Source organism: Corynebacterium sp. S5S1, from assembly GCF_001913985.1.
Lineage (GTDB): Bacteria > Actinomycetota > Actinomycetes > Mycobacteriales > Mycobacteriaceae > Corynebacterium > Corynebacterium marquesiae.
Window position 1 is genome coordinate 1 of the sequence record NZ_MKXT01000001.1, and the last position, 26,334, is coordinate 26,334.

The window sequence follows — 26,334 nt, forward strand, 5'->3', positions numbered from 1 at the left end:
CTACTACAACAAGAAAGACAACGAACTCAGCCCCCAACGGGGCAACTAAAAACGAAAAATCTCGAGACACCGACCGGAACGATGTCTCGAGACTTCACACGGTGCCCCCAGCAGGATTCGAACCCGCGACACATGGGGTAGAAACCCACTGCTCTAATCCACTGAGCTATGGGGGCTTACAACGCACTCATAGTAGCCCACGAGGGCGGGGAAACCTAAGCCAGGGTGCGCTGCGGCGTGCGCAGGATGTCCACCAAGTCTTGGGCAGCTGCGGTCAGCTCGCGATCCGTGCGGTAGGCCACGATGGCGTAGTAGCGCGGCAGGTGATCAGCAATGGGGCGGGTGATAATGCCGTGCGGCTGTATAGCGGGCGCACAATTGGGCACGATGCTGACGCCGAGGCCACTGGAGACCATGGGAATCGCGCTATTGAGGCTGGCGACCTCCTGGGTCTGTTCCGGCTTGAGACCCGGGCGGCTATTCCATAGGTCGTGATAGAACTCGGCCAGTTCAGGAACTTCGCGGCTGCGCGGTGGGACAAGCCAAGTTTCCTTTTTCAGCTCGGCGAGGGAGACGGGGGATTCCAACTCGGCGAGGCGCTGGGGAAGGGCGACGGAGTAGTCGAACGTGGCCACTTGGTGGACGGTGAGTTCGGGGGAGTAGCGGCGAATGAAGGCCTTCGGATCGGACGTCGGCAAGAGCGCTAGGTCCACCTGGCCATCCAGTAGGTGTTTGATAGCGGTGGCTGGCTTGGCGTCATCCAGCGAGATATTGGCGGTGGGGTAAATCCGCTTGAGCTCAGCGAGGGCGGCAGGGGTAAATTCCCAGTTCAAAATAGCGCCGGAGGCTAGCGACACGGTGCTGGCTTTATCGCCGGTGATTTCGCTGATATGGCGCTGGGTTTCGCTCAGTAGTGCATCAACCTTAACGGCCGTTTCGTAGACATAATCGCCAGCCTCAGTGGTGGAGACGCCAGAGCGCCCGCGCGAGAGCAGCTGCGTGTTCAGTTCTTTTTCTAGCTTCCGGATGGAAAGGCTCAGGGATGGCTGGGTCATATCGAGGGATTCAGCAGCGTGCGTGAATGAGCCATTGTCTACAACGGCGCGGAAATAAAGAAGTTGACGGGTGTCCATAAGCTCCATGATGACACATGTAAAGACAAAACGTGTGTTATGTGCGAAACTAGGTCGCGCTATACAATGCGCACTATGGCAAATGAACAGGTTAACAGTGTGAACGCGGCGGGTAGGAAGCCCCGCCCTTCCTGGGGAATTTATATCGCAGCGATGCTTATTGCCGGCCTAGTTGCCGGTTTTATTTCCCTGTTTCTCCTAGCCGATTCCCTAGCTGCCTTGGGCATTCCGGATCCCGGTCGCATAACCACCTTTGGCCTGCCACTTTTTCGTGGCATGGCGTGGGTTCTCATGGCTTTATCCGTGGGCTCTTTCTTGGCCTCGTCCTTCCTCATCGCTCCGCGCGGAAACAACGCTGCGCTTATCGATGCCCCCTTGTCCGTCGACGGCCACATCGCCGCGCGCACCGGTACGTGGGCTTCCTTTGGTGTGGCGGCCGTGGGGCTCGTGGAAATTCCGCTCATTATGTCCGACCTCACCGGCGCGCCCTTTTCTCAGGTATTCACTCCTTCTATTTTGAAAATGGCGCTGACGGAAATTTCCACCACCATTGTGTGGGCAATCTCCGTGGTCATCGCCCTAATAGTGGGCATTCTCGGTCTCGTGGGTCGCGGCTGGTCCATGCAGCCAGTCCTGCTTTTCTTGTCCATAATGCAGGTCGTACCAATTGGCATGGAAGGCCACTCCGCGGCGGGCGGCGACCATGATTACGGCACCAATTCGCTGCTGTGGCACTTGGTCTTTGTCATGCTCTGGGTAGGCGGGCTTATGGCGCTTATCGCCCACGGTCGGCGTCTCGGCCCCAATCTCGCCTTTGCGGTGAAGCGCTACTCCGGTATCGCCTTTATGGCTATTGTGGTGCTCGCTGTTTCGGGCTTGATTAACACGCTTATCCGCATGAATATCTCCGATCTGGTGGATTCCGCGTACGGAATCATTCTGATTACCAAGTTCGTGCTGACGATTTTGTTGGGCATTTTCGGCCTCGCACACCGTGAACTCACCATCCCGCAGCTGGGCAAGAATCCACGCCTTTTTCTTCGCATTGCCATCGTGGAAGTAGCGGTCATGGCCGCCACCATTGGCGTGGCCATTACGCTGGGCCGCACTGTGCCGCCGGCGCCGCGCGATCCTAACCTCAACTCGATGCAGATTTTGATGGGCTATGAGCTGTTTGAAAAGCCTACGGTGCTCAACGTGTGGACCATGTTCCGCTTTGACATCATGTTCGGCACCATTGGCCTGCTCTTGGCCGCGGCCTATGGCTACTGCGTCTACCGCGTGCATAAGCGTGGCCTGACCTGGAGCAAGGGGCGCACCGCATGGTTTATGTGCGGTGCGCTTGGCCTGACTCTTGTAATGTCTACCGGCCTAGGTCTTTACATGCCCGCGATGTATTCCATGCACATGTTGGTGCACATGATTTTGTCCATGGCGGTACCGCTCCTGCTCGTCCTGGGAGCGCCGCTGACCTTACTTATGGAGGCTTTTGAAGCGGGGCCGAAGGGAAAGCCTAGCCTGCACGACTATGCGCTGGCGGCCACCCAGTCCAAGATCGTCGGGTTTATCACTAATCCATTCGTCAACCTCGTGCAGTACCTATTTTTCCTCTACGTGCTGTATTTGTTCCCGGGCCTATATCAATTCGCTATCTCCGAGCACGCCGGCCACCTCATTATGAACTTTATGTTCATCATCTCCGGCTGCTTCTATTTCTGGGAAATCATCGGGCCGGATCCGCTGCCCAAGCGCCACTCCACCCCGTTCCGATTGGCCGTGTTGTTCCTTTCCATGCCATTCCACCTCTTTGCCGGTGTGTATCTCATGCAGCTGCAAAGCGTGTTGGGGGCAGACCTCTACCAGTATTTGGAGCTGCCCTGGAATCAGGATCTGCTCCAAGACCAACGCGTGGGCGGCGGCATCGCGTGGGGCTTTGGTCAATTCCCGCTGGTCATCGTCTTTGGCAAGCTCTTCCTGGATTGGCTCAGCGATGATCGCGCTACAGCTCGCCGCCACGATATGCAGGCGGATGCGGACGATGATGCCGAACTCGAACGCTATAACGCGATGCTGCAGGATATGGGCCACGGTGATGAATCGAGCTTCCGCGGGCGCTAGCCTGTGGATAACCTGTTTAAAATCACCCCAAATCCCTAGTTCTGTTGACGGGCACAACAAGTTATTCACAGGCTAAAGGTGGTCGGCATGGTGCGGCTTGCGCGCTGGTATCAGGATGTGGAAGCGAGCGAGGAAAACCGAACTCGCCTATCCAACTATCCAGCAAAGGATTTTCTAGCACCATGTCCCAATACCCAATTACCTTGACCGGTCGCCTTACTCGCGATCCCATCCTGACCAAGACGTCAACTGGGGCCTATAAGGCCAAACTGCGCGTTGCCTCCTCGCGCCGAATTCCGGACCGTCAGGTCGATGCCGGCGCCAATGATCCGGAAGGACACAACTCCAAAGCCCCGCAGTGGCGCGACGTAGACCACCTCTACATCGACGTCGAAATGTGGAATCAATTCGCCATCAATGTGCGCAAATCCCTGGCTAAAGGCATGCCGCTGATCATCGTGGGCTCCTTAGTGACAGAACAATGGCGCGATGACCAGGGCACCGATCACTTCCGCACTTTCATTAAGGCGCAGTATGTAGGCCTGGATCTAAACCGCCACGTTATCGGTACGAAGCGGCTTGCTCCGCAGTACAACCAGGAAAATATTGCGGTCCCAGAACTAGGGGACAACGCCATCGAACCGGACGTGGACCACAGCCTGCCGTCGCAGCAGGCGGGGCAGGGAGATACCGCTGCCGATACCGCAGCGGACCGCTACCTAGCCGAACGAGCCGCAGCTGCACGCGGTGGGGAAGAAGATACCTTCGACGCCGAAGTGGAAGAGGAGGCTGCCGAGGCAGAATCCGCCCCAGTGAACGCTTAAGCGTTTCCTCCCCGGCTTGATCGCCTCGGGTGTACCTGACCCGAGGCACTTGGGCGGTGGTTCTGATGTAGTGTTTGTGTAGATAAATACGTCTCCCAAATTTTTGCAAAGGGGTAAAAGTGGGCGAATTCATCTACACGATGAAAAACGTGCGCAAGGCAATTGGCGATAAGGTCATCCTTGACGATGTAACAATGGCGTTCTACCCAGGTGCCAAGATTGGTGTGGTCGGCCCTAACGGTGCCGGTAAATCCTCCATCTTGAAGATCATGGCCGGCCTGGACCAGCCTTCCAACGGCGAGGCTTTCCTGGATCCAGGTGCCACCGTGGGCATCCTGCAGCAGGAGCCGCCGCTCAATGACGAGAAGACCGTGCGCGGCAACGTCGAAGAGGGCTTGGGCGATATCTTTGAAAAGAAGCAGCGCTTCGAGCAGATCGCTGAGGAAATGGCCACCAACTACAGCGATGAGCTCATGGAAGAGATGGGCAAGCTGCAAGAAGAGTTGGACGCCGCCGATGCTTGGGAGGTTGATTCCAAGATCGAGCAGGCCATGGAAGCTTTGCGCTGCCCGCCTTCCGACGCCCCAGTGACCAACCTTTCTGGTGGCGAGCGCCGTCGTGTAGCGCTAGCTAAGCTCCTGCTCACCGAGCCGGACCTGCTGCTGCTCGACGAGCCTACGAACCACCTAGACGCCGAGTCCGTGCAGTGGTTGGAGAAGCACTTGGCCGATTACCCGGGTGCTGTCTTGGCCGTAACCCACGACCGCTACTTCCTCGACCATGTCGCGGGCTGGATTTGTGAGGTTGACCGCGGCAAGCTCTACCCGTATGAGGGTAACTACTCCACCTACCTGGATAAGAAGCAGGAGCGCCTGGAGGTCGCCGGCAAGAAGGATGCGAAGCTGCGCAAGCGCTTGAAGGACGAGCTGGAGTGGGTACGCTCCGGTGCGAAGGCTCGCCAAGCCAAGAATAAGGCTCGTCTGGAGCGTTACGAAGAGATGGCTGCTGAGGCCGAGAAGTACAAGAAGCTCGACTTCGAAGAGATCCAGATTCCTACCCCGCCGCGCCTGGGCAATAAGGTCGTGGAGGTCAAGGACTTGCAGAAGGGCTTTGATGGTCGCACCTTGATTAAGGACCTCTCCTTCACCCTGCCGCGCAACGGCATCGTGGGCGTTATCGGCCCGAATGGCGTGGGTAAGACCACCCTGTTTAAGACCATCGTTGGCCTGGAGCAGCCGGATGCCGGTTCTGTCGAGGTGGGCGATACCGTCAAGCTGTCCTACGTGGACCAGAACCGTGAGAATATCGACCCCGAGGCAACCGTGTGGGAGGTCGTCTCCGGCGGTCTGGATTATATTCACGTGGGTCAGAACGAGATGCCTTCGCGTGCTTACCTGTCCGCTTTCGGCTTCAAGGGCCCAGATCAACAGAAGCCATCCAAGGTTCTCTCCGGTGGTGAGCGCAACCGCCTGAACTTGGCGCTGACTCTGAAGGAGGGCGGCAACCTGATCCTCCTTGACGAGCCGACCAACGACTTGGACGTGGAAACCCTCGGCTCGCTGGAAAACGCGCTAGAGAAGTTCCCAGGCTGCGCCGTGGTCATTTCCCACGACCGCTGGTTCTTGGACCGCACCTGTACCCACATCTTGGCCTGGGAGGGCAATGTGGAAGAAGGCCAGTGGTTCTGGTTTGAGGGTAACTTCGGCGATTATGAGAAGAATAAGGTCGATCGACTCGGTGAAGAGGCGGCCCGTCCTTCCCGCGTGACCCACCGCAAGCTGACCCGCTAAGAAGCTGACGCCTTAACTGAGGAGAAAAATGGCAACCCCAAGCGTGCACACGTACCGTATTCAAACCCGTTGGTCGGACTTTGATATGTACGGCCACATGATGAATGCAAACTACATCGAGCTCGCCCAGGAGGCGCGCTTGGCCTTTGCGAAGGAGCATATTTATTCCAAGGGCCTCGACTTCATTGCATTCGTGCGCCACCTGGATGTGGACTTCCTGCGCCCGATGGAGTTTAAGGACACCACTACGGTGGAGGTAGAAACTACCATTTCGCAGATTGGCACCACCTCGTTTACCACTACCCAGCAGGTCAAGGATGACCAAGGGGAAGTCGCGGCAACTGTGGAGTGCGTGCAGGTAGTCATCGATCGTCAGCAGCAGACTCCTCGTCCGCTGACGGAACAGGAAAAGGATATTCTGCAAAATACCGCGGCTAATTAACCGCGGAGCAGAGCACAGATTAGAAAGGCAGGGCCCGAAGGTATGGTCACCGAGACTCTAGAAATTGGAAGCGGTGGACCTGGCCTTCGGGCCCTTGTCACGCGCGCAGTCGGCTTGGACGCGGGCGCTTCGGTGCGGCTGCGCCAGCTGACTGACGACGTCGTCGATGTCTTTGTCACCACCCCCTTCGAGGTGGTTGCCTCCCGCCGCGTCCAAGGCGTGGCTTCCCGCGATGGAGCTGTGGTTTCTGCCGCCACGCTCGCCGAGCAGCTCAAAGAGCATGAATCTAGCGGCACGTTAGATTTGGGTCCTGCCCGCGATCCATCCTGGCCGGGAGCCTTGCCGCCGGCGACAGGCTACAGTGTGGTCGATACCTTGCCGGTCACCGTTGTTCGCGAACTTTCCGATAAAGGTCAGCAATTGACCCGGCAATTTTCCGGCCCCATGGGCCCGCCGTCCAGCCTCTTGAATCAAACCGTCGTTACCGTAGAAAGCGATGGCGCCACGGTGGAAATCCCTATGCGCATGATCTTTGCGTGCACCAACCTGGGCCTTATTCCTGGATTTTCCGCCCCGATGGACGTGCCACGCCACTTGCGCGTGGCTCAGCTGGGCCGCTGGGTGCGTCTCGACGCCCCCTTCGGCAGCATTTATCGGTCCACCCGCCTCTCGCTGTTTTAAGCCCATCCATCTACCGCAAGACTCGGCGAGGGCCTCCTCCTCGGAGAACATGGACCCCCAAAAGCGGTCCACCTTTGGGAGGGTGAGGAGTGGTGCTTATCTCGCAAAACCCTCGTCTAGCAGGACAATAACGGTAGTTATATAGGTTCGTGCTTTTTCGGCTATGTGACTTTTAGATTAGACACCCAGCTAAACGTGTGCTGCGTTACTCTAGAAATGTAAAAGTAATTTCCTGCACCTACAAGGAGACGGTGTAATGCGTATTGCGGTACCAAAAGAAATCATGAATAACGAGAACCGCGTGGCTCTCACCCCTATGGGAGCGCAAACCCTCGTTGCTGATGGCCATGAAGTGTTCGTTGAAACCGGTGCCGGTGAAGGCGCATCCTTCCCCGATTCTGCCTACAAGGATGCCGGTGCCACAATTGTGGACTCAGCGGAAGAGACGTGGTCGCAGGCGGAACTGCTGCTCAAAGTCAAGGAGCCACTCGAGTCCGAGTACAAGTACCTGCGCTCGGACCTTACCGTCTTTACCTACCTTCACCTCGCTGCGGACCGCCCGCTGGCGGAGGCACTGGTGGAGGCCAATACCACCTCGATTGCCTATGAAACGGTCACCGACCGCCACGGTACGTTGCCGCTGCTGACTCCAATGTCCCAGGTGGCTGGCCGCCTTGCCGTTATCGAAGGCACCCACCACCTGCTGTCCACCCAGGGCGGCCGCGGTTTGCTGGTCTCTGGCGTTCCGGGCACCCAGCCGGCACGCGTCGTCGTGATCGGCGGCGGCCAAGTTGGTGCCTCCGCCGTTGCGATGGCCCACGGCCTGCGCGCCGAAGTCACCGTGCTGGACCTTGATCCACACGTCTTGCAGCGCTTCGATGACCAGTACGCCGGTGGCGTGCGCACTCTGATCTCGGATCCGGCCACCATCGAAAAGGAGCTACAGGAAGCCGACCTCGTCATCGGTGCCGTGCTCATTCCAGGTTCCGCTGCGCCGAAACTGGTGCGCGAGGAGACCGTGAAGAAGATGAAGAAGGGCGCTGTTCTCGTGGACGTGGCCATCGACCAGGGCGGTTGCTTCGAAAACTCCAAGAAGACCTCTCACGATGAACCAACCTTCAAGGTGCATGACACCCTGTTCTACTGCGTGGCGAATATGCCGGGTGCGGTGGCTAATACCTCCACCCGCGCGTTGTCTTCTGCGACCCTGCTGTACATCCGCGCGGTGGCCAATGACAACCTGGATGCCGCCATCAAGCGCTTCCCGGGCCTAGAAGGTGGCGTAATGACTCGTGGTGGCCGTCTGGTCTCCGAGCCTGTGCGTAAGGCCTTTGACTGGGAAGACTAAGCATCGGGTCCCCATAGTGTGGGCTTGTCTCATGCGCGGGGAAGACGGTGCGGTTATGGTGCCTTGTTGATCATCATGACTGCTACGCGCTGCATATGATCCCAGATCATCTCGCGGTAGGCCGGCGGGATGGTTTCCTCGTCGATCTTGGCGAGGGAGTTACCCATAAGCTCTAACCACCGGTCATGCGCGGTGATATCGATGGGGTAAGGGGCGTGGCGCATGCGCAGGCGCGGGTGGCCGTGGTTTTCAGAGAAGAGCTGCGGGCCACCCCAATACTGTGCCAAGAACCAGGTAAGGCGCTGCTCGGCGCCTTCCCAGTCATTATCGGGGTACATTGGGCCGATGACATCGTCCTCTTTGACTTGGGAATAAAAGCCGTGGACGAGGCGCTCAAAGGTTTCCATGCCGCCAATGGCCTCATAAACAGAATCCATTTACTCTTCTTCTTCCTTGCGGGGATCGGAAATGCCGATGCCGTGAGGGTAGGGGGTAGTAATACCTTTAGTGTGCATGACATTGAGCACGCGGGACTGCAGGAAACGCTGAACGTCCCACTGCTTGCCCGGCAAGGTCTTGGTCGAGACGCGGAAGGATACATAATCCGGCTCAAAGCCAGACATGCCGTCCACACGTGGCGTGCTGAGGATGAGCTTGCGCACCTTATCGTCCTGTGCGGCTTCTTTCACTGCGTCCTCAATGACTTCGCCAGCAACCTCTGGGTCATTAGAAAGACCTACCGGAATCTGGATGCGGGCAACGGAGTACTCATCAGAGTGGTTGGCCACCTGGAGAATTTCACCATTGCGCACGTACCACAGGGCGCCATCGATATCGCGGACCGTGGTGATGCGCAGGGAGATGGACTCGACGTCGCCAAAGACGCCATTGCCCAAATCAACCACGTCACCAATGCCGTACTGGTCCTCAATGAGCATGAAGATGCCGGAAAGGAAGTCCTTCACCAGCGCCTGTGCGCCAAAGCCGAGGGCAACGCCGATGACACCGGCGGAGGCGATAAGCGGTGCAACGTTGACCTCTAACTCATCCAGGATAGCGATAATGGCCCACACCCAGACGAAGATGATGGCGGCAGAACGGGCTACGCCGGCAAGTGTCTTGATGCGGGAGGCGCGCCGGGTCTCGCGGGTTTGGCGCATGGCCTCTTCTTGTTGGCTGAGCTCGGCACGGTTAGCGCGGCCCTTGAATTTCCCGCGGAGGCGCTGCTTATCTAGTCCGGAGGATTTAATGCTATTTTCGGCCACTTTGTTGATAACTCGGCGGAGGAGCCCGTGGGCGATAATGGCCAGGATAAGGATGATGGCGATGCGAATCGGGCGCTCGATAAGCCAGCTTTGCACCTTCTCGTCATTCCAAAAACTGGACACGGACTCGACGGCCGAGTCCGTGGTGGAAGCGGCTGAGGCTAAGAATTGCGTATTCATCATTCTTTCTTAGTCGTGGACAATGGGAACCACGCCCATTGTAGGGGTTGCTCCTGAAAGTTCGACGGGCCCCAGGCTAAGGTTTTTGAAAATAAATACTCATCTCCCCGTAGGAAATGAACAGCTTGGTCTAGACTGTGTGGCTATGACAGAACGCAGCACGCAGAACCTCGCTCAAGGCTTTACGTCCCGTTCCATCCACGGCGGCTATCACCCGGATCCGCACATGGGCTCTATCAACGTGCCCATCTATGCCTCGACCACGTTTGCGCAAGACGGCTTGGCGCAGCTGCGCGGCGGATTCGAATACGGCCGTGTGGCCAATCCGACCGTGCGCTCGCTGGAGCGCACCCTAGCGGCACTGGAAGGCGCGGAGTATGCACGCGTGTTTTCTTCCGGCATGGCCGCTGCCGATACCTTGATCCGCATCCTGGTGCGCCCAGGAGATCACGTCATCCTAGGCAATGATGCCTACGGTGGTTCCTACCGCCTGCTCAATGATTTCACTGAGTGGGGCGTGGAAATGTCCATCGTGAACACCAGCGATACCGCTGCAGTTGCGGCCGCGGTCCAAGAGAATACCAAGCTTATCTGGCTGGAAACGCCCACCAATCCGGCGCTCAATATCACCGATATTGCCGCGGTGGCCAAGATTAAGGGCAACGCGCAGGTGCTGGTGGACAATACTTTTGCCACGCCTTACCTGCAGAACCCACTGGAACTCGGCGCCGACCACGTGCTGCACTCGACCACCAAGTACTTAGGCGGGCATTCAGATGTACTGGGTGGCGCGGTAGTGACTAATGACGCCCACGTGGACGAGCGTCTGCTCTACTTCCAGGGCAATGTGGGCGCGGTGGGCTCGCCTTTCGACGCCTACCTTACCGCCCGTGGTATCAAGACGCTGTCGGTGCGCATGGACCGCCACTGCACCAATGCGCAAAAGGTAGCAGAATTTCTGCAGGGCCGACCCGAGGTCAAACAGGTGCTCTACCCGGGGCTCAAGGAGCACCCGGGGCATGAACTGGCGGCACAGCAGATGCGTGGCTTCGGCGGCATGATGTCCGTTCGCTTCCATAGCGCGGAGCATGCCAAGCAGATCTGCCTCAATACGCGGCTTATCTGCCTGGCGGAGTCGCTGGGCGGAGTGGAATCGCTCATCGAACATCCAAAGAATATGACGCACGTATCCGCGGAAGGGTCCGAGCTGGTGCCGCCGGAGGATCTGGTGCGCATCTCCATCGGCATTGAAGACATCGATGACCTGCTCGCAGACTTGGAGCAGGCCCTCGACGCGCTATAGGCCGCGGCACTGGGCCCATAGCGCAGATGCGGTGGCTAGGAGCGCACCACGGCAAGGAGGGAACCGGCAGCCTTGTCGGTTTCCTGCAGCATGAGCGGGTCCGTGCCCGGCATGGGGGAAATGGTGGTGTCCGGCCACTGGGAATAGGTGGGGATGCCCACGATGTGCAGGCGTGCATCCAACTCGCCGTCCGGGTGAACGGTGCGGCGGGTAGCCCCATCGGTCTCTGGGGAGCCGGTGGGTTGGCCGTGATCGGGGAAGGGGCGCACGCGGCCGGAATCCACCAAGCAGCGCGTCATGGCATCGCCGGTAGTGCGGATATCGGGGCGGTGCATAAAGGCGTCGACAAGCGTGGGCGCAGAAGCCGAGCGCGGGCCGGAGGTCAAAGTGAAGTGATCGGTCTCGATGGACACGGTGGGGTGATCGCCTAGGAAGTGGGCTAGGCCGGCGTCGACAAGCGCTAGCAACTGGCGCACGCGGAAGAGTGGTGGGCCGGAGCCGATCATCTGGCCAAAGGACATGACCTGGCCGTAGCGGCCGGTGCGGGACTCGCGGGTGTAGCGACCCTCTGCGCCGAGGATAGAGGCCGGCTTGCGCGATTGCGACAGTGACCACAGCGCGGCCTTGATGGGGGAGTCATGGCCGGCGGCGGCCTCCCGAATATCGCCTTCCATGGACTGGGCAATGTGCTCGGTGAGCTCAGCGATGTCCCCGGTAAACCCGGCAATCTGGTACATGAGATCGTTCATGTCCCATGGCTCGGCGACCATGGGCGCAATGGCCGCGCCCAGCTCATCGGGGGCGGTGGCATCGATAGCCTTGAGAATCTCTGCGCGCGGGCGCAGGAGGGAATCCGGGCGCACGCGCTCCAAGGTGGTGATATAAGCCTCGTAGCTATCGCGCGCGATGGCGGGCCAAACCTGGGCATCAAAGTCGATGTCCTGGGCGCCACTGAGCTCCGCAATGACCTCCTTCAGGCGGCGGCGCGGCATGGTAGGCGGCAGCTCACCGTACTCGGACTTGGGGTGGTAGGGGTAGCCGCGGCCGGAGGAAATAATGAAGTTAGGCTCTTGCCCGCAAGGCTCATAGCGCAGGCCGGAGCGCGCGGAAGGATCCTCCACGAATTTGCCGCCGCGCTCGATGGTGGTCAGCGCCATAATGTCATAAAAGCCCATGCCCAGACCGCGTACCAGCACGTCCTCGCCGGCGGGGATAGCGGCATAGTCCTGCTCTACCGGGTTATTAGGGGCGATCCAGTTCAAACCGGAAGCGGCCAACTGCTTTTCTTGCTCGTTGTATTCCGGAGTCATCCAGCCATAGGCCAGTACCGTGGCATCGGCGCGCACCTCGGAGCCATCGGCTAGGTGGAGGACGTCTTGGTGACCGTCCTCTTTGATGGTCTCCAACCGGCTGAAGTGATTCACGGTGGAAATACCCTTGGGCAGACGTGCAATGACCACGTCATAGACCCAGCGCAGGTACTCGCCATACAGTGCGCGCGAAGGGTTGGATTCGGGGCGGGTAGCCGCGAGTTCCTCGCGGTAGTCCTGGGCAATATGTGCGGCCGGTGGGTGCTGCTCAAAAAGCTCGCGCTTGGCGGCGGAGCTATTCTCGCCATCGCCGCGCAGCAGCTGGATCCACTCGTACTGAATGGGGCCCTCGAGCACAGGGGCATCCACGGTGGAGCCGGGCTCGGTAAAGAGGGTGACCGCGCCGGCGCGGGTGTTCATACACAGGGTTTTGGTTTGGTCCGTTTCCCAGATGCGGCCGGCGCCATGTTGGGCGTCATCGATGAGGTGGACGGTAATGGGGTCGCTGGAATCGTCCATGCGGGCGGAGAGGCGTTCCAAGATGGAAATGCCGCGCGGGCCCATGCCGACGATCGCGATTGCTGGAGTAGACATACCTCCTATCGTGCCACATTCAGGCCCTTTCAGGATCATTGGACCTGGCAGTAAGAATAAAATAGACCAGAAGGTCTATCAGTGGATTTATAAACTATTGTTTTGCCAGGTAATGAAGTAGACCGTACGGTCTTGTATTTGAGGGAAGGTGTGTGGTCTAATGGGCGAGTACTACTTAAGACTTAAAGGAACTCGAGCTTTTATGAAGCAACTTTCTCGGCTCCTGCGGCCTGTGGCTGCGGTCCTAGCCAGTGGCGCGCTAGCTCTCTCGCTTACCTCGTGCGCCTCTACTTCCCACGCCGCGGAAGATGGCATGGTCACCTATGTCGAGCCCAATATGTTCAATAACCTCTATCCGCCCTCTGGTGGTTATTACCCCAATGGTGGTGTGCTCAATAACATCACGGACCGCCTGCTCTGGCAGGACCCGGATACGCTCGAGCTGCACCCGTGGATTGCGGAGGAGATCCCCAAGGCAAATAAGGACAACACCGAATTCACCTTCAAGATTCGAAAGGGCGTGACCTACTCTGATGGCTCCCGCCTGGATGCCGCGAACGTGAAGAAGAACTATGACCTTTATGCCCTAGGTGACGAAGACCGCATGCTCACTCCATCGGAGCAGCTGCCCAACTATGAAAAGTCCGAGGTCATCGATGACTACACGGTAAAGTTCTACTTCAGCGAGCCTTCCCCAGGCTTCCCGCAGTCCACCTCCGTGATGAACCAGGGCCTGCTTTCTAATGCCACCCTGGATTTGGATGACACCGGCTTCGCGCCGGGCAATGCCACCGCGATTTCCGGTTCGGGCCCCTTCGTCATTGAGGAAGAAGAGCTGGGCACCAAGTTGGTGCTCAAGAAGCGCGAGGATTATGACTGGGCGCCCCCGGCCCGCAAGGATCACCAGGGCCCGGCCGATATTGAGGGCATCAATATCGTGCTCGCGGCCGAAGACTCCGTGCGCGTGGGCTCGCTTGTGGCCAGCCAGTCCGATGTCGCGCGCCAGATCGAAGCTCCCGATGAGAAGCACCTGAAGGATCAAAACCTGCAGATTTTCGCCGCCCCCACCCGTGGCGTGAATAATAGCTTCCATTTCCACTTCCGCCATCCACTCTTGGAAGATAAGCGCGTGCGCCAGGCCATTATCCACGCCATCGACCGCGATAACATCCTGGACACCCTCTTTTCTGATTCCTACGCCAAGGGCACCTCGATCCTGGCCAAGACGGCTATTGGCTATAAGGATCAGTCCGCGAACTATGCCTTCGATCCAGAAGAATCCAAGCGCCTGCTCGATGAGGCCGGCTGGCGCCCAAGCGAAGATGGCATTCGCGAAAAGGACGGCAAGCGCCTTTCTGTCACCTTCAATGAGGCCGTTCCACAGCCGCGCTCTAAAGAGATGTTCACCAAGGCTCAGGAGATGCTTAAAAACGTCGGCATCGAGGCCAACCTCAACCCAGGTGACCGCTCTGCGCAGCAGAAGGCCATGAAGGACCAAGATACCGTGCAGGTACGCCACACCATGACTGGCCGTGCCAACGTGGATACCTTGGCCACGTGGCTAGATGGCACCGGGCGCAATTCTTTCCTCAACTATGACGAGGAGACCGATAGCTTTGGCGATGAGAAACTGCAGAAACTGGTGGAGGATTACTTCAATCTCAGCAGTGAGAAGGATCGCCTCGCCATGACCGGCCGCATGCAGGACTACCTGTCCGAACAGGCCTATATCCTGCCCATGTTTGAAGAGCCGCAGGTCTATGGTTTCCAGCCATATATCGAAGGCTTTAGCACCGAGGCCATCGGCCGCCCGTCGTTCTATGCGGTAGAAATCAACCCCGCGGAAGGGGAGGACTAATCTATGAGCCTGAAAACTATTGCCCTGCGCATTGGCCAAGCCGTGCTCGTCATTTGGGCAACCTTCACCCTTTCTTTCATTCTTTTGGCGGCACTGCCTGGTGACGCCGTCGCGACCCGTTATGACAACCCCAACTTGGGGCTCAACGCCGAGCAGCTGGCCGCTATCCGCGAGGTTTATGGCGCCGATGAGCCACTGCTGAGCCGCTACTTCAGCGCGCTCGGCGGGTTCCTCACCGGTGATTTCGGCTTTTCCGTCGCCACTGGTACCGCCGTATCGGAGATGCTGGCAGATGCCCTTCCCTCCACGCTGGCACTGGCAGTATTCGCCTTCCTTGTAGGAGTGGTCCTGGCCTTCGTCGTGGCTATTGTCTCCACCTTTGGCCCATTTTCCTGGCTGCGCAGTTTCTTCCGCAGCCTGCCCTCCGTGATGGTTTCCCTGCCCACCTTCTGGATCGGCATCATCTTGATCCAGATTTTCTCCTTTGGCTTGGGCTGGGTACCAGTCATCGGCGCGAGCGACGCTCAAAGCCTCATCCTGCCGGTAATTACCCTGGCCATCTTCGTGGCCGCACCGCTAGCGCAGGTGCTGCTGCGCTCCATCGATGAGGTAATGGATATGTCCTTCGTGCAGGTAGTACGCGCCAAGGGTGCTAGCGGTGCCTGGTTGTTGTGGCGCAACGTCCTGCGCAACGCGCTGCTGCCGGCGCTGACCATGGCCGGTCTTACCTTTGGTGAACTCGTCGGCGGCTCCGTGGTGACGGAGGCGGTCTTCGCCCGCCACGGCATCGGTGCGCTCACCGTGGATGCGGTGGCTAACCGCGATACCTCGGTGCTGCTGGCCATTGTGGTGCTTGCCGCCGCCGTCTTTGTCCTTATCAATCTGATTGTGGACCTGCTCTACCCAGTGCTTGACGTGCGCCTGCGCGAGCGCAAGCATGACACGGCATCTGACAATCCCACCGCCACCACCACCGATACCCCCGCAATAAACGAGAAGAAGGTCCAAGCATGAAGCTTAAATCCATACAGCTGAAGCTCACCCCGGGCACCATCCTCTCGCTGATTGTGCTGGGCCTAGCGGTGCTCTGCGCGCTATTCCCCCAACTATTTACCTCCCAGGACCCTAACCAGGGCGGGGACACCACGGCGCTATTGCAACCCAGTTTTCAGCACTGGTTCGGCACTGATGCCGTCGGTCGTGATCTTTATACCCGCGTGGTCTATGGCGCGCGCCAATCCCTACTTGGCGCGCTGCTGGCCGTACTCTTCGGCCTCATCGTCGGCACCATTTTGGGCATCATCGCCGGAGTGCGCCGCGGCTGGGTCGATGCCGTCATCATGCGCATCGTGGACGTGCTGCTGTCCATTCCCGGCCTGTTGCTCTCCCTGTCCGTCATCATCGTGCTCGGACACGGCATCTTCAATGCCGCCATCGCGGTAGGTATCACCTCCGTGGCCACCTTTGCACGCCTTGCACGCTCCCAGGTGCTTAGCGTTGCCGGCTCTGATTTCGTCGAAGCCGCCTACGGCTCCGGCGGTTCTCCCTTCCAAGTGCTCGTGCGCCATATCCTTCCCAATTCACTCACCGCGGTCTTCGCTGTAGCAGCGCTGCAATTTGGCCTGGCCATTTTGCAGCTAGCCACCCTAGGCTTCCTGGGCTATGGCGCACCGCCCCCAACCCCGGAATGGGGCTTGCTCATCTCTGAATCGCGCGATTACATCGCCACGGCCGGCTGGTTGACCATCGCCCCGGGCCTTGCCATCGTCGCGGTGGTCCTCGCGGCCAACCACCTCAGCCAGACACTGCGAAAGGCGGCCTAATGTCCCTGCTTAGCATTAGTGATCTATCCATTACCTACCGCACCGCCCATGGTGAGGTAGAAGCGGTAAGTGGCATTGAGTTTGAAGTAAAACCTGGCGAAATGACCGCCATCGTTGGCGAGTCCGGTTCCGGCAAGTCCACCTCCGCCATGGCCGCCATCGGCCTGCTGCCAGACAATGCGTCGATCGTTTCTGGCACCATTACTTTCGACGGCCACGACGTTACCCAGTATTCCCAAAAGCAATGGCGGGAACTGCGCGGTCGCCGTATTGGACTTATTCCGCAGGATCCCAATAACTCGCTTAACCCGCTCAAGACCATCGGTGCCTCGGTGGAGGAGGGCATGGCCATCCACGGGCAGGGCGATAAGGCCTCCCGGAAAAAGCGTGCACTGGAGCTTCTGGAGCGCGTGGGCATTGATGATCCGCAGCGCCGCTATGACCAGTACCCGCATGAGCTATCCGGCGGCATGAAGCAACGCGTGCTCATTGCCGCGGCCGTGGCATTGGAGCCGGAGCTTATCATCGCCGATGAGCCTACCTCCGCGCTCGATGTCACCGTGCAGAAGATCATCCTGGACCTCCTGGATGAGATGCGCGAAGAGCTCACCATGGGCATCCTTTTCATTACCCATGATCTGGCCGTAGCGGGCGACCGCGCCAATAACATCGTGGTGATGGAAAAGGGCACCGTCCGCGAGTCGGGCATAGCCGCTCGCGTCCTCACCGACCCCCAGCATGCCTATTCTAAGCGCCTGCTTGCCGACGCCCCCTCGCTCACCGCCCCCACTTCCTCCCAGGCCGCATCTCCTGTGCGGGCCGCCGCGCCCGCGCAACGCGAAACCTTGCTCGAGGTGGCGGGGCTGAGCCAACGCTTCGGGGATTTCACCGCGGTGGAGGACATCAACTTTTCCGTGGCCCGCGGCACCACCCATGCATTGGTGGGGGAGTCTGGCTCCGGTAAGACAACCACCGGCCGCGCCATTTCCTTGTTGAGCACGCCTACCTCCGGCAGCATTCGCTTGGGCGGGGAAGACATTAGCTCCGCCCGTGGCAAGCACCGTCGTGAGCTGCGCCGTTCGATCCAGATGGTCTACCAAAATCCTTTTGGCTCGCTGGATCCGCGCTTGAGCATTGGCGATACCATCGCCGAACCGGTGCGCAATTTCACCGGCGCTTCCAAGCGTGATGCGCGTGCCAAAGCACGCGAATTTCTTGATTTGGTGGCGTTGGATTCTTCCATGGCTTCCCGCCGTCCCCGCGAGCTCTCCGGGGGCCAACGCCAGCGCGTAGCCATCGCCCGCGCCATGATCATTGAGCCCGATCTCGTGGTGCTTGATGAGGCCGTGTCCGCGCTCGACGTCACCGTGCAGGCGCAGATACTGCGCTTGCTCGACGAGCTGCAGCGCGAGCTGGAGCTTACCTATATCTTCATCTCCCACGATCTGGCGGTAGTCAACCAAATTTCCGATACCGTCTCCGTGCTCTCCCACGGCACGCAAGTGGAATCTGGACCTACCGCGCAGGTCTTTGCGCACCCAGAAACCGAGTACACGCGCCAGCTCATTGACGCCATCCCTGGCTCCCGCTATCGTGCCGGAGACTTAAACTTGGGGCTATAACCGCGCCCCAGAAAGGTTGGACTGAGAATATGACCGACATTATTAATGAACTTTCCCATGCCAGCGCCGAGGTGCAACAGCTGCGCCGTGCGCGCCACGATGCACAGGACAATGCGCAACTGAGCTTTAGCGCTTTGCTCGAGCCTGCAGAACCAGGCGAGTTCTCCTATACGGAGCGCTATGCCGTAGCGGCTTTTACCGCTGCAACCTACCGGGCGAGCGAGGCGACGGATTTCTACTTCGACCTGCTGGACGATGAGGCCGACGAGGATCTTGTTGCCGCCGTGCGCGCCGCGAGCCAGCGCAGTGTGTCTACCGGCCCGTACCACCAGGGGGATTTCCTTATCTTCGGCGATACCGCCGCGGAAGCCGCGCTGGGCACGCGCCTAGCTGCAGCCTTCGATTGGGCGCACCTTCTGGCCTTCCATCCCAAGGATGCCTCCCCGCAGGCGATCGGACACCTCGATGCCGCAGGATGGTCTGCTACGGATATCGTCAGCCTGTCCCAGCTGGTGGCATTTTTGGCCTTCCAGCTACGCGTGGTCCACGGCCTGCGCGTGCTTTCTGGTGAGGATCCCGCATCCCACCCCGCAGCCGAGCGCGCCGCCGGCGTGGCCGATCCGGGTTGGGAGGTAACCGCGACTACATTGCAGCCCAATACCGTGCTGCCGGATCACTTTGTCAATCACTCCCTGGGCTGGAAGCCCTGGGTAGAGGCGCTGGCGAAGGAGGATTTCACCGCGGTGCATACCGATGCCCTCATCAAGCCAGAGCGTATCGATTCCGAGTACTTCCGCTTGCTCGCCCGCGACCCTGCGGCCTTGAAGGCGCGCACGCTGACTGACCTGGACATTTTCTATAACACCGAAGGCGGGCTCTCCCGTGCGGACCGCGAGCTCGCCGCTACTGTGGCATCGCGCTACAACGGCTGCGAGTACTGTGCCTCCGTGCACCAGGCGCGGTGCGTCCAGGAAGGCGGCGACCGTGAAATTGTAGACCGCCTCTTGGACGAGGGCATCGACGCCGACCTTGGCTCAAAGGAATGGGACCTTATCCGTCGCGCCGCCGTGGCGCTGACGGAAACCCCCTTCGCCTTTGATGCGGCACTATGCGCGGACCTGCGTGCAGCCGGATTCGATGAACAATCCATCTTGGACCTCATCTATGCTTCCTCCTTCTTCAACTGGGCTAATCGCTTGATGCTCACCTTGGGCCAGCCGGACGTGCCTAAGCGCTTCCGTTAATCGGCTACCGCCGGCGACTGGTCCGGTGCGGCGCTGAAAGCAAAGGATCCCTATGATGGGGCGGCATGACTGATACAAAGAACGCCACCGCACCAGCACACTCGGAAAGCGAAACCCCGCAGAAGGTCGCCGTCGTCACCGGCGCTACCGGCGGCATGGGCCGCGAAATCATCGCTGACCTGGCCGGTGATTACCATGTGTATGCACTGGGACGGAGCGCGGCAGATCTGCCCGAAGCGGACTCCATTACTCCGGTGGCCATCGACCTCGTCGCCGGCCTCGATGAAGGCATGAAGCTGCCGGAGCTAGACCGCGTGGACGTGCTCGTCCACGCTGCCGCGCGAGCTACCAAGTACTCCGTGGAGGAGGCCACGCCGGAAAATTGGCGCGCGCACATGGACCTCAACGTGCACGCTCCCGCTGAGCTGACCCGTGCCTTGCTGCCGCAGCTGCGCAAAGCGGAAGGCACCGTGGTCTTTATTAACTCTGGCGCTGGACGCCACAGCTACGGCGATAACGTCATCTACGCGGCGACCAAGCACGCGTTGTATGCACTCGCCGATGGACTGCGCATCTCTGAGCCGGGGATCCGCGTATCCACCGTGGCTCCGGGGCCTACCGATACCCCTATGCTTAAGGGGTTGCAGGATTATGATCCCTCCCAGGTTATTGCCCCGGCTGAGGTGGCTCGTGCCATTCGTACCGTGGTAGAGGCAGGCCCCACCACCCAGCTGACGGAAATCCAGGTCAGGCCGCGAATCGAGCTACATCTGCGCAAGTAGGAACGCAAGTAGTGGTAATGGACATCACACATTAATGGGGTTGGTTTCCAGGGGCGTCCATTACACTCAGGGGCTGTGAATTCCCAAAGCCGAAAGCGGCCCGCCTATCTCCGTATCTCGGATGCCCTACGCGACAAGATCGAACGCAATGAATTAGAACCCGGTCAGCGTTTTCCTACCGAACGCGAATTGGTCCGAGAATTCCATGTTGCGCGCATGACCGTGCGCCATGCTTTAGACATTTTGGAAGTAGAAGGCCTCATTGACCGCCGCCGCGGGCGCAGTGGCGGCACCTATGTGCGCACGGTTCCCCCTACACTGAGCCTGACCAATAAGGACAATATTGTCACCCAGCTGCGCGAGCGCGGGCACGACACCGCCGTGCGCGTGGTCTCCGTCAATAAAGTCCACGTGCCCAAGCACGTGGCAGCGGTTCTGGGCGTTAGTGAGTCCACCTTCGCCTGGGATATTAAGCGCCTCTATACAGTCGATGGCAAGCCCGTCATCCTTTCTCGCTACACCATCCCGGTAGATATGGCTCCCGATCTCAATCAGCACGATCTGCGCGAGCCCATTATGGAAATCCTGGCTGGCTATAACCTCAAGCCCGTCTTTAAGCGCGAGAGTATGAGTGCCGCTACCGCTCGCACCGAAGAACAGAAACTCCTGCACGTCAGCCGGTCGCACCCGCTGCTGCGGTTTGTGCGGCTGCTGAAGAATAAGTCGGGCGCGGTCTTTGCCTATATTGAAGAGTCGCTGCGCTCTGATATCGCCAACGTAGAAGTGGTCTTGGGCGAGGATCCCGCACCGCGACCCCTACCTGAGAAGGGAAGCGGCGCTGGGAAGCCGGCCTAGCTAGCGTCTACCTGCCGGTTGCGCAGCGCCCGGGCTACGCGGTCACGCTGCTCGGTAATCGTACGGCGCAGACCACCCGGCAGCTCCTTCTTCAAGAAGGCATCGGCGCGGTCCAGGCCTTTCTGCGTGATATCCCAGGAAGGGAAGAGACCCGTCACGGTGGTAAGCGCCACCTCTGAAGACTGGGAAGACCACACCTTTTCCGCGATGTCGAAGAACTCTGCGGTGGGCAGGAATTCATCGCTATGCGGGTAGAGCAGGCCTTCCAGCTTGGAAGTGAGCTCGCGGTTGGTGAGATTTCCCGCCACGATTTCTTCCCATACCGCGCGCTTGTTCTCGGCGGTTGCCACGGCTGCGCGGGCACGCAGGGAAGAGTAGTAGCCGGTGGCGGAATTATCGCGCTCGAGTTGCGCATCCGAGGCAGCAGTGACGTCCTCTATTGCGCCATCGGCGGCGAGTGCCGCCAGTGCGGACCAGCGCAGCCCCGCATCCTCGGAGGACTCGAGCACGCCCCGCAGGTACTCGCGCGCGCTATCATGCAGGCGAATCTTCGCCAGCGCTTGGGTGCAGATGATGGAGCGCTGGGCATCAGGGCTGTGGGCGCCGTCGAGGAGGGCGTCGGCAAGCAGGGTGCTCTGAGCGGCCCACTGTGGATCGGCGTAGTTCTTCAGCGCGCTAGAGGCCTGCAGGACAATGCGCTCGAGGACTGCAAGCTCGGTTTCGGCCTGCATGCCGCGGGCTACCAGCTGGATGAAATCGCGGGCGCGCATAGTGCCGGCGCGGGTCATTTCCCACGCGGTGGACCAGCACAGGGTGCGGGCCATGGGATCGGCAAACTTATCAATATTATCCAGCAGGAACTGCAGGGAACCCGCGTCCAGCTCGATGAGGCAATAAGTCAGGTCATCGTCATTGGGCAGCAAGAAATCGATATCGGCTAATGGGCGGCCAATGAGCTCAGGAATCTCGGTGGAGGCGCCATCAATATCCATCTCGATGCGATCGGTGCGCACCACCTGGCCTTCCCGCAAGTTGTAAAGGCCTACCGCTACGCGGTGGGTGCGCAAAGTATCGCCGCTCTGGGTGAGGTAAGCATGGGTAATCGTGCCGGATTCATCCGCGTTGAGCGCCACGCTGAGCGTATTGATGCCCGAGGTCTTGAGCCACTGCTGCGCCCAGAAGGAAAGGTCGCGGCCGGAGGCCTCTTCTAGGTGGCGCAACAGATCATCAAAGGTGGCATTACCCCACGCATGGGCGGCAAAGTGGCGGCGCACGCCGGCCAGGAAGTTGTCGCGGCCGACATAAGCCTGCAGCTGCTTGAGCACCGAAGCACCCTTGGCATAGGTGATGCCATCGAAGTTTTGCTCCACCGTTTCGATATCGCTGGCATCGGTGGAAATCGGGTGGGTGGTCGGCAGCTGATCCTGCTGATAGGCCCAGGATTTTTCCACATTGGCAAAGGTCACCCACGCGGTATCGTATTCGGTTTCCTCCGCCTGGGAGATGGCGGCGGACCAAGTGGCGAAGGACTCGTTGAGCCACAGATCGTCCCACCACTGCATGGTGACCAAGTCACCGAACCACATATGCGCCAGTTCGTGGAGGATGGTGTCTGCGCGGCGCTCATACTTATAGTGCGTGGCCTGGGAAGCAAAGACGTACTCATCGCGGATGGTGACGCACCCGGCATTTTCCATCGCGCCGGCATTGAACTCTGGCACGAAAATCTGGTCGTATTTGCCAAAGGGGTAGGGGAAACCAAAATTGCGGTGGTAGAAATCAAAGCCCTGCTTAGTCTCAGTAAATAGGCGCTCGGCATCCAGCGCGTGGGCGAGCGAAGAGCGGCAGTAAATGCCAAGTGGCACCTCGAGCTGCTGGGCCGGCTTGCCTTCTGGGTGCGCGGTCAGCTCGCCGCGCCAGGTATCGGTGACCTCGTGGTATGGGCCGGCGCACAGGGCCACCAGGTAGGTAGATAGTGGATAGTCAATAGCCGTGCTGGCTACATCGCCTTCCCAGCGCATCGGGCCATTGCTGATGATGGTCCACTCTTCGGGCGCCTTGAAATGCAGCGCATAGGTTGCCTTCATATCGGGCTGATCAAAGCAGGCAAAGACTCGCTTGGCATCGGCGGTTTCAAACTGGGTATAAAGGTAGACCTTCTCATCGGCGGGGTCGACAAAACGGTGCAGGCCCTCGCCGGTGCGGGAATACGGGATCTTCGCGGTGACTTCTAGCGTGTAGTCGGCCACTTGGAGGCCGGAGAGCGGAATGCCGTAGGTGGGGTTATAAGAATTCGTGGGCAGCGGGTTTCCGTTGAGGCGCACCTCGTGCACTTCCTCGGCGCGCAGATCTATGAAGGTAGAGCCGATCTCTCGCGAGGTAAAGCTCACCTTCGTGGTGGATAGGAAGTGGGTATCCGAATACTTGAGGTCTAAAGTGACATCATAGTGGTGCACCTCGATCATTCGGGAGCGCTGATCCGCTTCCTCGCGAGTCAGGTTTATTGAGGTCATGACCTAAATTCTCCTTCTAAGCCGAAAATAGTTCTGCATCCACAGTAGTCGCGCACCTAGGCTGGTGGGGCAAACTTTTTCAATCCAAGGAGTATTGATGGCTGACGCAGTAAAGTTCTGGTTCGACGTATCCTGTCCCTTCGCCTGGGCCACCTCGCGCTGGATTAAGGAAGTGGAAAAGGTGCGCGACATTGAGGTTGAGTTCGAGCCAATGTCCCTGTCCGTGCTTAATGACGGCCGCGATCTAGACTCCACCTACATGGACATGATGAAGGCTAATTGGGGCCCAGCGCGCGTCTTTGCCAAGGTCAAGGCCGAGCGCCCTGAGAAGGTAGACGAGCTATACACCGCAATGGGCACCCTGGTTCACGCCAAGGGCAATGGCGGGCGCACCGGTTTTGGTGCCTATGATGACATCATCGCTCAGGCGCTTGCAGAGGTGGACCTGCCGGCCGAGTTCGCCGAGGTAGCCAATAGCGAGGACTATGACGAGAAGCTGCGCGAGTACCATCACAACGGCATTTCTTCCGTAGGCGATGAGGTGGGCACCCCGGTTATCAAGCTGGGCGAGACCGCGTTCTTCGGCCCAGTCATTACCCGCATTCCTACTGGGGAAGAAGCAGGCGAGCTTTTCGACGCCTCCCTGCGTCTTGCCCAGTACCCCTACTTCTTCGAGCTCAAGCGCTCCCGCACCGAAATGCCGCAGGTGGAGGAGAACTAAGCGCTCTTTTCACGTCGGTGCAGCTGAATCGCAGCGCCGACGCACAGTGCGATGGTCAGCGGGGTCAAGATGAAGGCCGGCAGACCTGCGATATTGATAGAGGGAAGTTCCACGCCGGCCTGAAAGTTCTCCCACGCGACAAGCCCCCAGGATGCCCACGATGCGCCGGCAAGAAGCGCGATAATGCCGGCCGCAATTGCGCCCCCGTTGGCGCGCGGATTCCCGCGCACCCTCTGCGCAATCCAAAACACTCCCAGGCCTAGGTGAGCCAAAGTGGCAAGAATGCTCGCGATAAGCGGGAGGAGGAAGCCTCCGGCGCCGGAAACCTGAACGCCAAGCAGGATGATGCAGGCGAGAAGACTCCCGCCGTAGAGCGCGAGGACTGGTTTGGTTATAGGCATGGCTTTCCTCCTTCATAGCGATAGTGGTTGGCCGCGAGCTTATCAGGAAAAGTAATGCGAAATAGGGTGGGCGCTAAACCTCCTCAAGGCGCGCCGGGCCGGTAGAATATGGGCCATGCGCGTATATCTAGGAGCAGACCACGCAGGTTTCGAAACCAAGAACCTGATCGCTGAACACCTCACCAAGCAGGGCCACGAAGTCATTGACTGCGGCGCCCATACCTACGATGCCGAGGATGATTACCCGGCCTTTTGCATCGAAGCGGCACAACGCACCGTCAATGACCCAGGTTCCCTGGGCATCGTGCTTGGCGGCTCCGGCAACGGCGAGCAGATTGCCGCGAATAAGGTCAAGGGTGCCCGCTGCGCACTGGCGTGGTCCGCAGAGACCGCCCGCCTCGCCCGCGAGCACAACAATGCCCAGCTCATCGGCATCGGTGGCCGCATGCACACCGAGGAGCAGGCACTGGAAATCGTGGACGCCTTCCTGGGCCAAGAATGGTCCCGTGCGGAGCGCCACCAGCGTCGCATTGACATCTTGGCGGAATACGAGCGCACCGGCATCGCCCCAGAGCTGCCGGAGGCCTAAGCCACGCAGAATAAACGCCGCGGACCAAAGCTGGTTCCGCGGCGCTTTTGTGTACGCACCGGCCGGTTTGGCCGAGGCGCTAAGGCTTAGGCATCATTCATGTCATTCGGGTGCGGACCGCCGCGCCCCTCTTCGCCCTCATCCAAGGCGGTGATGGCGGCCATCTCGTCCTCGGTGAGCTCAAAGCCGAAGACGTCGAAATTCTCCGCGATCCGCGATGGCGTGGCGGACTTAGGGAAGAGGATGACGCCATTTTGCAGGTGCCAGCGGATGACGACCTGCGCCGGGCTGACATCGTGCGCCGCAGCGGCGTCGGTGACCTCGGGGGCATCCAAAATATCGCTCTTCCCCTGCCCCAAAGGCCCCCATGCCTCGATAGCGATGGTGTGGGCGCGGAAAGCATCCAGCTCGCGCCAGCGCTGCAGGTAAGGGTGGAGTTCGACCTGATTGACCGCCGGCTTGACGTCGGTCTTGAGCTCCAGCTGCTCCAAGTGCTCCAGCTCGAAGTTGGAGACGCCGATGGACTTTGCCTTGCCCTGTTTCTGCAGCTCGATGAGCTGCTGCCAGGCCTCGACGTAGGTTCCCTTCGCCGGGGTAGGCCAGTGGATGAGGTAGAGATCCACATACTCTAGGCCGAGCTTGGACAAGGACTCATCGAGTGCTGCGGCGGCATCGGTCTGGCGGTCATTCCACAGCTTGGTGGTAACAAAAAGTTCCTCGCGCGGGATGCCGGACTTGGCAATTGCCCGGCCCACGCCTTCCTCGTTGCCATAGATAGCGGCGGTATCGATATGTCGATAGCCCACGCGCAGGGCCTCGGCTACCAGCTCTTCGGTCTTGTCCGGATCCATCTGGAATACGCCGAAGCCAAGCTGTGGGATGGTATTGCCATCATTAAGGGTGATGTTAGGTACGCTCATGCGCCCCAGACTACCTGC

The 26,334-nt window shown here is 59.5% G+C and carries 23 protein-coding genes and 1 tRNA gene; 16 read left to right on the forward strand and 8 right to left on the reverse strand.

All coding sequences use genetic code 11. The features are described from left to right. Nucleotides 1-102: 102 nt before the first annotated feature. Together BKN05_RS00005 and BKN05_RS00010 are read right to left on the reverse strand one after the other, a co-directional pair. A tRNA-Arg gene (locus tag BKN05_RS00005) sits at nt 103-176 on the reverse strand. 39 nt (nt 177-215) lie between these two features. Further along, nucleotides 216-1,133, reverse strand: coding sequence for a LysR family transcriptional regulator (locus BKN05_RS00010; RefSeq protein ID WP_286687587.1), 918 nt, complete (start codon nt 1,131-1,133; stop codon nt 216-218). Between the two features lie 66 nt (nt 1,134-1,199). Here BKN05_RS00010 and BKN05_RS00015 point away from each other — a divergent pair, with 66 nt between their 5' ends. From BKN05_RS00015 to ald, 6 genes are all read left to right on the forward strand, one after another. Continuing rightward, entirely contained in the window at nt 1,200-3,251 is a 2,052-nt protein-coding gene (locus BKN05_RS00015) for a bifunctional copper resistance protein CopD/cytochrome c oxidase assembly protein (RefSeq protein ID WP_286687588.1), read from the forward strand. Nucleotides 3,252-3,433: 182 nt separating this feature from the next. Beyond that, on the forward strand, nt 3,434-4,075 hold the full coding sequence (locus tag BKN05_RS00020) for a single-stranded DNA-binding protein (RefSeq protein ID WP_269953627.1): 642 nt from the start codon (nt 3,434-3,436) through the stop codon (nt 4,073-4,075). A 119-nt stretch (nt 4,076-4,194) separates the two neighbouring features. Further along, on the forward strand, nt 4,195-5,865 hold the full coding sequence (gene ettA / locus BKN05_RS00025; protein ID WP_049377249.1) for an energy-dependent translational throttle protein EttA: 1,671 nt from the start codon (nt 4,195-4,197) through the stop codon (nt 5,863-5,865). Between the two features lie 28 nt (nt 5,866-5,893). Further along, a complete protein-coding gene (locus tag BKN05_RS00030; RefSeq protein WP_023027895.1) occupies nt 5,894-6,307 on the forward strand; it encodes an acyl-CoA thioesterase in 414 nt (137 codons plus the stop codon). A gap of 42 nt (nt 6,308-6,349) precedes the next feature. Continuing rightward, nucleotides 6,350-6,988, forward strand: coding sequence for a DUF8185 domain-containing protein (locus tag BKN05_RS00035; protein ID WP_286687589.1), 639 nt, complete (start codon nt 6,350-6,352; stop codon nt 6,986-6,988). Nucleotides 6,989-7,244: 256 nt separating this feature from the next. Continuing rightward, nucleotides 7,245-8,336 (forward strand): alanine dehydrogenase, encoded by a 1,092-nt coding sequence (gene ald, locus BKN05_RS00040; protein WP_286687590.1) that lies wholly within the window; start codon nt 7,245-7,247, stop codon nt 8,334-8,336. 53 nt (nt 8,337-8,389) lie between these two features. Here the strand turns inward: ald and BKN05_RS00045 are convergent, their stop codons facing one another. Beyond that, complete coding sequence (locus tag BKN05_RS00045) at nt 8,390-8,773, reverse strand: globin (RefSeq protein WP_286687591.1); 384 nt, start codon at nt 8,771-8,773, stop codon at nt 8,390-8,392. Further along, nucleotides 8,774-9,784 (reverse strand): mechanosensitive ion channel family protein, encoded by a 1,011-nt coding sequence (locus BKN05_RS00050; RefSeq protein ID WP_286687592.1) that lies wholly within the window; start codon nt 9,782-9,784, stop codon nt 8,774-8,776. Nucleotides 9,785-9,926: 142 nt separating this feature from the next. Between BKN05_RS00050 and BKN05_RS00055 the strand changes: the two genes are divergently transcribed. Further along, nucleotides 9,927-11,084, forward strand: coding sequence for a cystathionine gamma-synthase (locus tag BKN05_RS00055; RefSeq protein ID WP_286687593.1), 1,158 nt, complete (start codon nt 9,927-9,929; stop codon nt 11,082-11,084). A gap of 35 nt (nt 11,085-11,119) precedes the next feature. Here BKN05_RS00055 and BKN05_RS00060 read toward each other — a convergent pair whose 3' ends face one another. Then, the gene (locus BKN05_RS00060) at nt 11,120-12,988 is read right to left on the reverse strand and encodes an FAD/NAD(P)-binding protein (RefSeq protein WP_286687594.1); all 1,869 of its coding nucleotides are present in this window, start codon (nt 12,986-12,988) and stop codon (nt 11,120-11,122) included. Between the two features lie 202 nt (nt 12,989-13,190). On the opposite strand from BKN05_RS00060, the gene BKN05_RS00065 reads away from it, so the two are divergent. From BKN05_RS00065 to BKN05_RS00095, 7 genes are all read left to right on the forward strand, one after another. Beyond that, entirely contained in the window at nt 13,191-14,846 is a 1,656-nt protein-coding gene (locus BKN05_RS00065; RefSeq protein WP_286687595.1) for a TIGR04028 family ABC transporter substrate-binding protein, read from the forward strand. A 3-nt stretch (nt 14,847-14,849) separates the two neighbouring features. Next, a complete protein-coding gene (locus BKN05_RS00070) occupies nt 14,850-15,860 on the forward strand; it encodes an ABC transporter permease (protein ID WP_286687596.1) in 1,011 nt (336 codons plus the stop codon). Continuing rightward, entirely contained in the window at nt 15,857-16,669 is an 813-nt protein-coding gene (locus BKN05_RS00075) for an ABC transporter permease (RefSeq protein ID WP_286687597.1), read from the forward strand. Before BKN05_RS00070 ends, BKN05_RS00075 begins: the two co-directional genes overlap by 4 nt. Next, complete coding sequence (locus tag BKN05_RS00080) at nt 16,669-18,291, forward strand: dipeptide ABC transporter ATP-binding protein (protein ID WP_286687598.1); 1,623 nt, start codon at nt 16,669-16,671, stop codon at nt 18,289-18,291. The genes BKN05_RS00075 and BKN05_RS00080 overlap by 1 nt, the downstream gene beginning before the upstream one ends. A gap of 29 nt (nt 18,292-18,320) precedes the next feature. Next, a complete protein-coding gene (locus BKN05_RS00085) occupies nt 18,321-19,535 on the forward strand; it encodes an alkylhydroperoxidase domain protein (RefSeq protein ID WP_286687599.1) in 1,215 nt (404 codons plus the stop codon). Between the two features lie 65 nt (nt 19,536-19,600). Beyond that, complete coding sequence (locus tag BKN05_RS00090; protein ID WP_049377236.1) at nt 19,601-20,317, forward strand: SDR family oxidoreductase; 717 nt, start codon at nt 19,601-19,603, stop codon at nt 20,315-20,317. Between the two features lie 75 nt (nt 20,318-20,392). Next, the gene (locus tag BKN05_RS00095; RefSeq protein WP_284791457.1) at nt 20,393-21,172 is read left to right on the forward strand and encodes a GntR family transcriptional regulator; all 780 of its coding nucleotides are present in this window, start codon (nt 20,393-20,395) and stop codon (nt 21,170-21,172) included. Here the strand turns inward: BKN05_RS00095 and pepN are convergent. Next, nucleotides 21,169-23,685: an aminopeptidase N gene (gene pepN, locus BKN05_RS00100; RefSeq protein ID WP_286687600.1), complete on the reverse strand. Its 2,517-nt coding sequence runs from the start codon at nt 23,683-23,685 to the stop codon at nt 21,169-21,171. The two genes, BKN05_RS00095 and pepN, sit on opposite strands and share 4 nt — an antisense overlap. 97 nt (nt 23,686-23,782) lie before the next feature. Between pepN and BKN05_RS00105 the strand changes: the two genes are divergently transcribed. Continuing rightward, nucleotides 23,783-24,406 (forward strand): mycothiol-dependent nitroreductase Rv2466c family protein, encoded by a 624-nt coding sequence (locus BKN05_RS00105; protein WP_286687601.1) that lies wholly within the window; start codon nt 23,783-23,785, stop codon nt 24,404-24,406. Here BKN05_RS00105 and BKN05_RS00110 read toward each other — a convergent pair. Further along, entirely contained in the window at nt 24,403-24,807 is a 405-nt protein-coding gene (locus BKN05_RS00110) for an MFS transporter (RefSeq protein WP_239273974.1), read from the reverse strand. The genes BKN05_RS00105 and BKN05_RS00110 overlap by 4 nt on opposite strands. A gap of 115 nt (nt 24,808-24,922) precedes the next feature. Between BKN05_RS00110 and BKN05_RS00115 the strand changes: the two genes are divergently transcribed. Continuing rightward, a complete protein-coding gene (locus BKN05_RS00115) occupies nt 24,923-25,396 on the forward strand; it encodes a ribose-5-phosphate isomerase (protein ID WP_049377231.1) in 474 nt (157 codons plus the stop codon). 86 nt (nt 25,397-25,482) lie between these two features. Here the strand turns inward: BKN05_RS00115 and BKN05_RS00120 are convergent, their stop codons facing one another. Further along, nucleotides 25,483-26,316: an aldo/keto reductase gene (locus BKN05_RS00120; protein ID WP_049377230.1), complete on the reverse strand. Its 834-nt coding sequence runs from the start codon at nt 26,314-26,316 to the stop codon at nt 25,483-25,485. Nucleotides 26,317-26,334 lie beyond the last annotated feature (18 nt).

Bases quoted from the DNA above. Each gene is read 5' to 3' on its own strand.
- BKN05_RS00070 (WP_286687596.1), top strand. From the start codon at position 14,850: ATGAGCCTGAAAACTATTGCCCTGCGCATTGGCCAAGCCGTGCTCGTC.
- BKN05_RS00030 (WP_023027895.1), top strand. From the start codon at position 5,894: ATGGCAACCCCAAGCGTGCACACGTACCGTATTCAAACCCGTTGGTCG.
- BKN05_RS00045 (WP_286687591.1), bottom strand. From the start codon at position 8,773: ATGGATTCTGTTTATGAGGCCATTGGCGGCATGGAAACCTTTGAGCGC.
- BKN05_RS00050 (WP_286687592.1), bottom strand. From the start codon at position 9,784: ATGATGAATACGCAATTCTTAGCCTCAGCCGCTTCCACCACGGACTCG.
- BKN05_RS00105 (WP_286687601.1), top strand. From the start codon at position 23,783: ATGGCTGACGCAGTAAAGTTCTGGTTCGACGTATCCTGTCCCTTCGCC.
- pepN (WP_286687600.1), bottom strand. From the start codon at position 23,685: ATGACCTCAATAAACCTGACTCGCGAGGAAGCGGATCAGCGCTCCCGA.
- BKN05_RS00080 (WP_286687598.1), top strand. From the start codon at position 16,669: ATGTCCCTGCTTAGCATTAGTGATCTATCCATTACCTACCGCACCGCC.
- BKN05_RS00090 (WP_049377236.1), top strand. From the start codon at position 19,601: ATGACTGATACAAAGAACGCCACCGCACCAGCACACTCGGAAAGCGAA.
- BKN05_RS00020 (WP_269953627.1), top strand. From the start codon at position 3,434: ATGTCCCAATACCCAATTACCTTGACCGGTCGCCTTACTCGCGATCCC.
- BKN05_RS00060 (WP_286687594.1), bottom strand. From the start codon at position 12,988: ATGTCTACTCCAGCAATCGCGATCGTCGGCATGGGCCCGCGCGGCATT.
- BKN05_RS00120 (WP_049377230.1), bottom strand. From the start codon at position 26,316: ATGAGCGTACCTAACATCACCCTTAATGATGGCAATACCATCCCACAG.
- BKN05_RS00010 (WP_286687587.1), bottom strand. From the start codon at position 1,133: ATGGACACCCGTCAACTTCTTTATTTCCGCGCCGTTGTAGACAATGGC.
- BKN05_RS00015 (WP_286687588.1), top strand. From the start codon at position 1,200: ATGCGCACTATGGCAAATGAACAGGTTAACAGTGTGAACGCGGCGGGT.
- BKN05_RS00110 (WP_239273974.1), bottom strand. From the start codon at position 24,807: ATGCCTATAACCAAACCAGTCCTCGCGCTCTACGGCGGGAGTCTTCTC.
- BKN05_RS00075 (WP_286687597.1), top strand. From the start codon at position 15,857: ATGAAGCTTAAATCCATACAGCTGAAGCTCACCCCGGGCACCATCCTC.
- BKN05_RS00115 (WP_049377231.1), top strand. From the start codon at position 24,923: ATGCGCGTATATCTAGGAGCAGACCACGCAGGTTTCGAAACCAAGAAC.
- BKN05_RS00065 (WP_286687595.1), top strand. From the start codon at position 13,191: ATGAAGCAACTTTCTCGGCTCCTGCGGCCTGTGGCTGCGGTCCTAGCC.
- BKN05_RS00085 (WP_286687599.1), top strand. From the start codon at position 18,321: ATGACCGACATTATTAATGAACTTTCCCATGCCAGCGCCGAGGTGCAA.
- BKN05_RS00035 (WP_286687589.1), top strand. From the start codon at position 6,350: ATGGTCACCGAGACTCTAGAAATTGGAAGCGGTGGACCTGGCCTTCGG.
- ald (WP_286687590.1), top strand. From the start codon at position 7,245: ATGCGTATTGCGGTACCAAAAGAAATCATGAATAACGAGAACCGCGTG.
- BKN05_RS00055 (WP_286687593.1), top strand. From the start codon at position 9,927: ATGACAGAACGCAGCACGCAGAACCTCGCTCAAGGCTTTACGTCCCGT.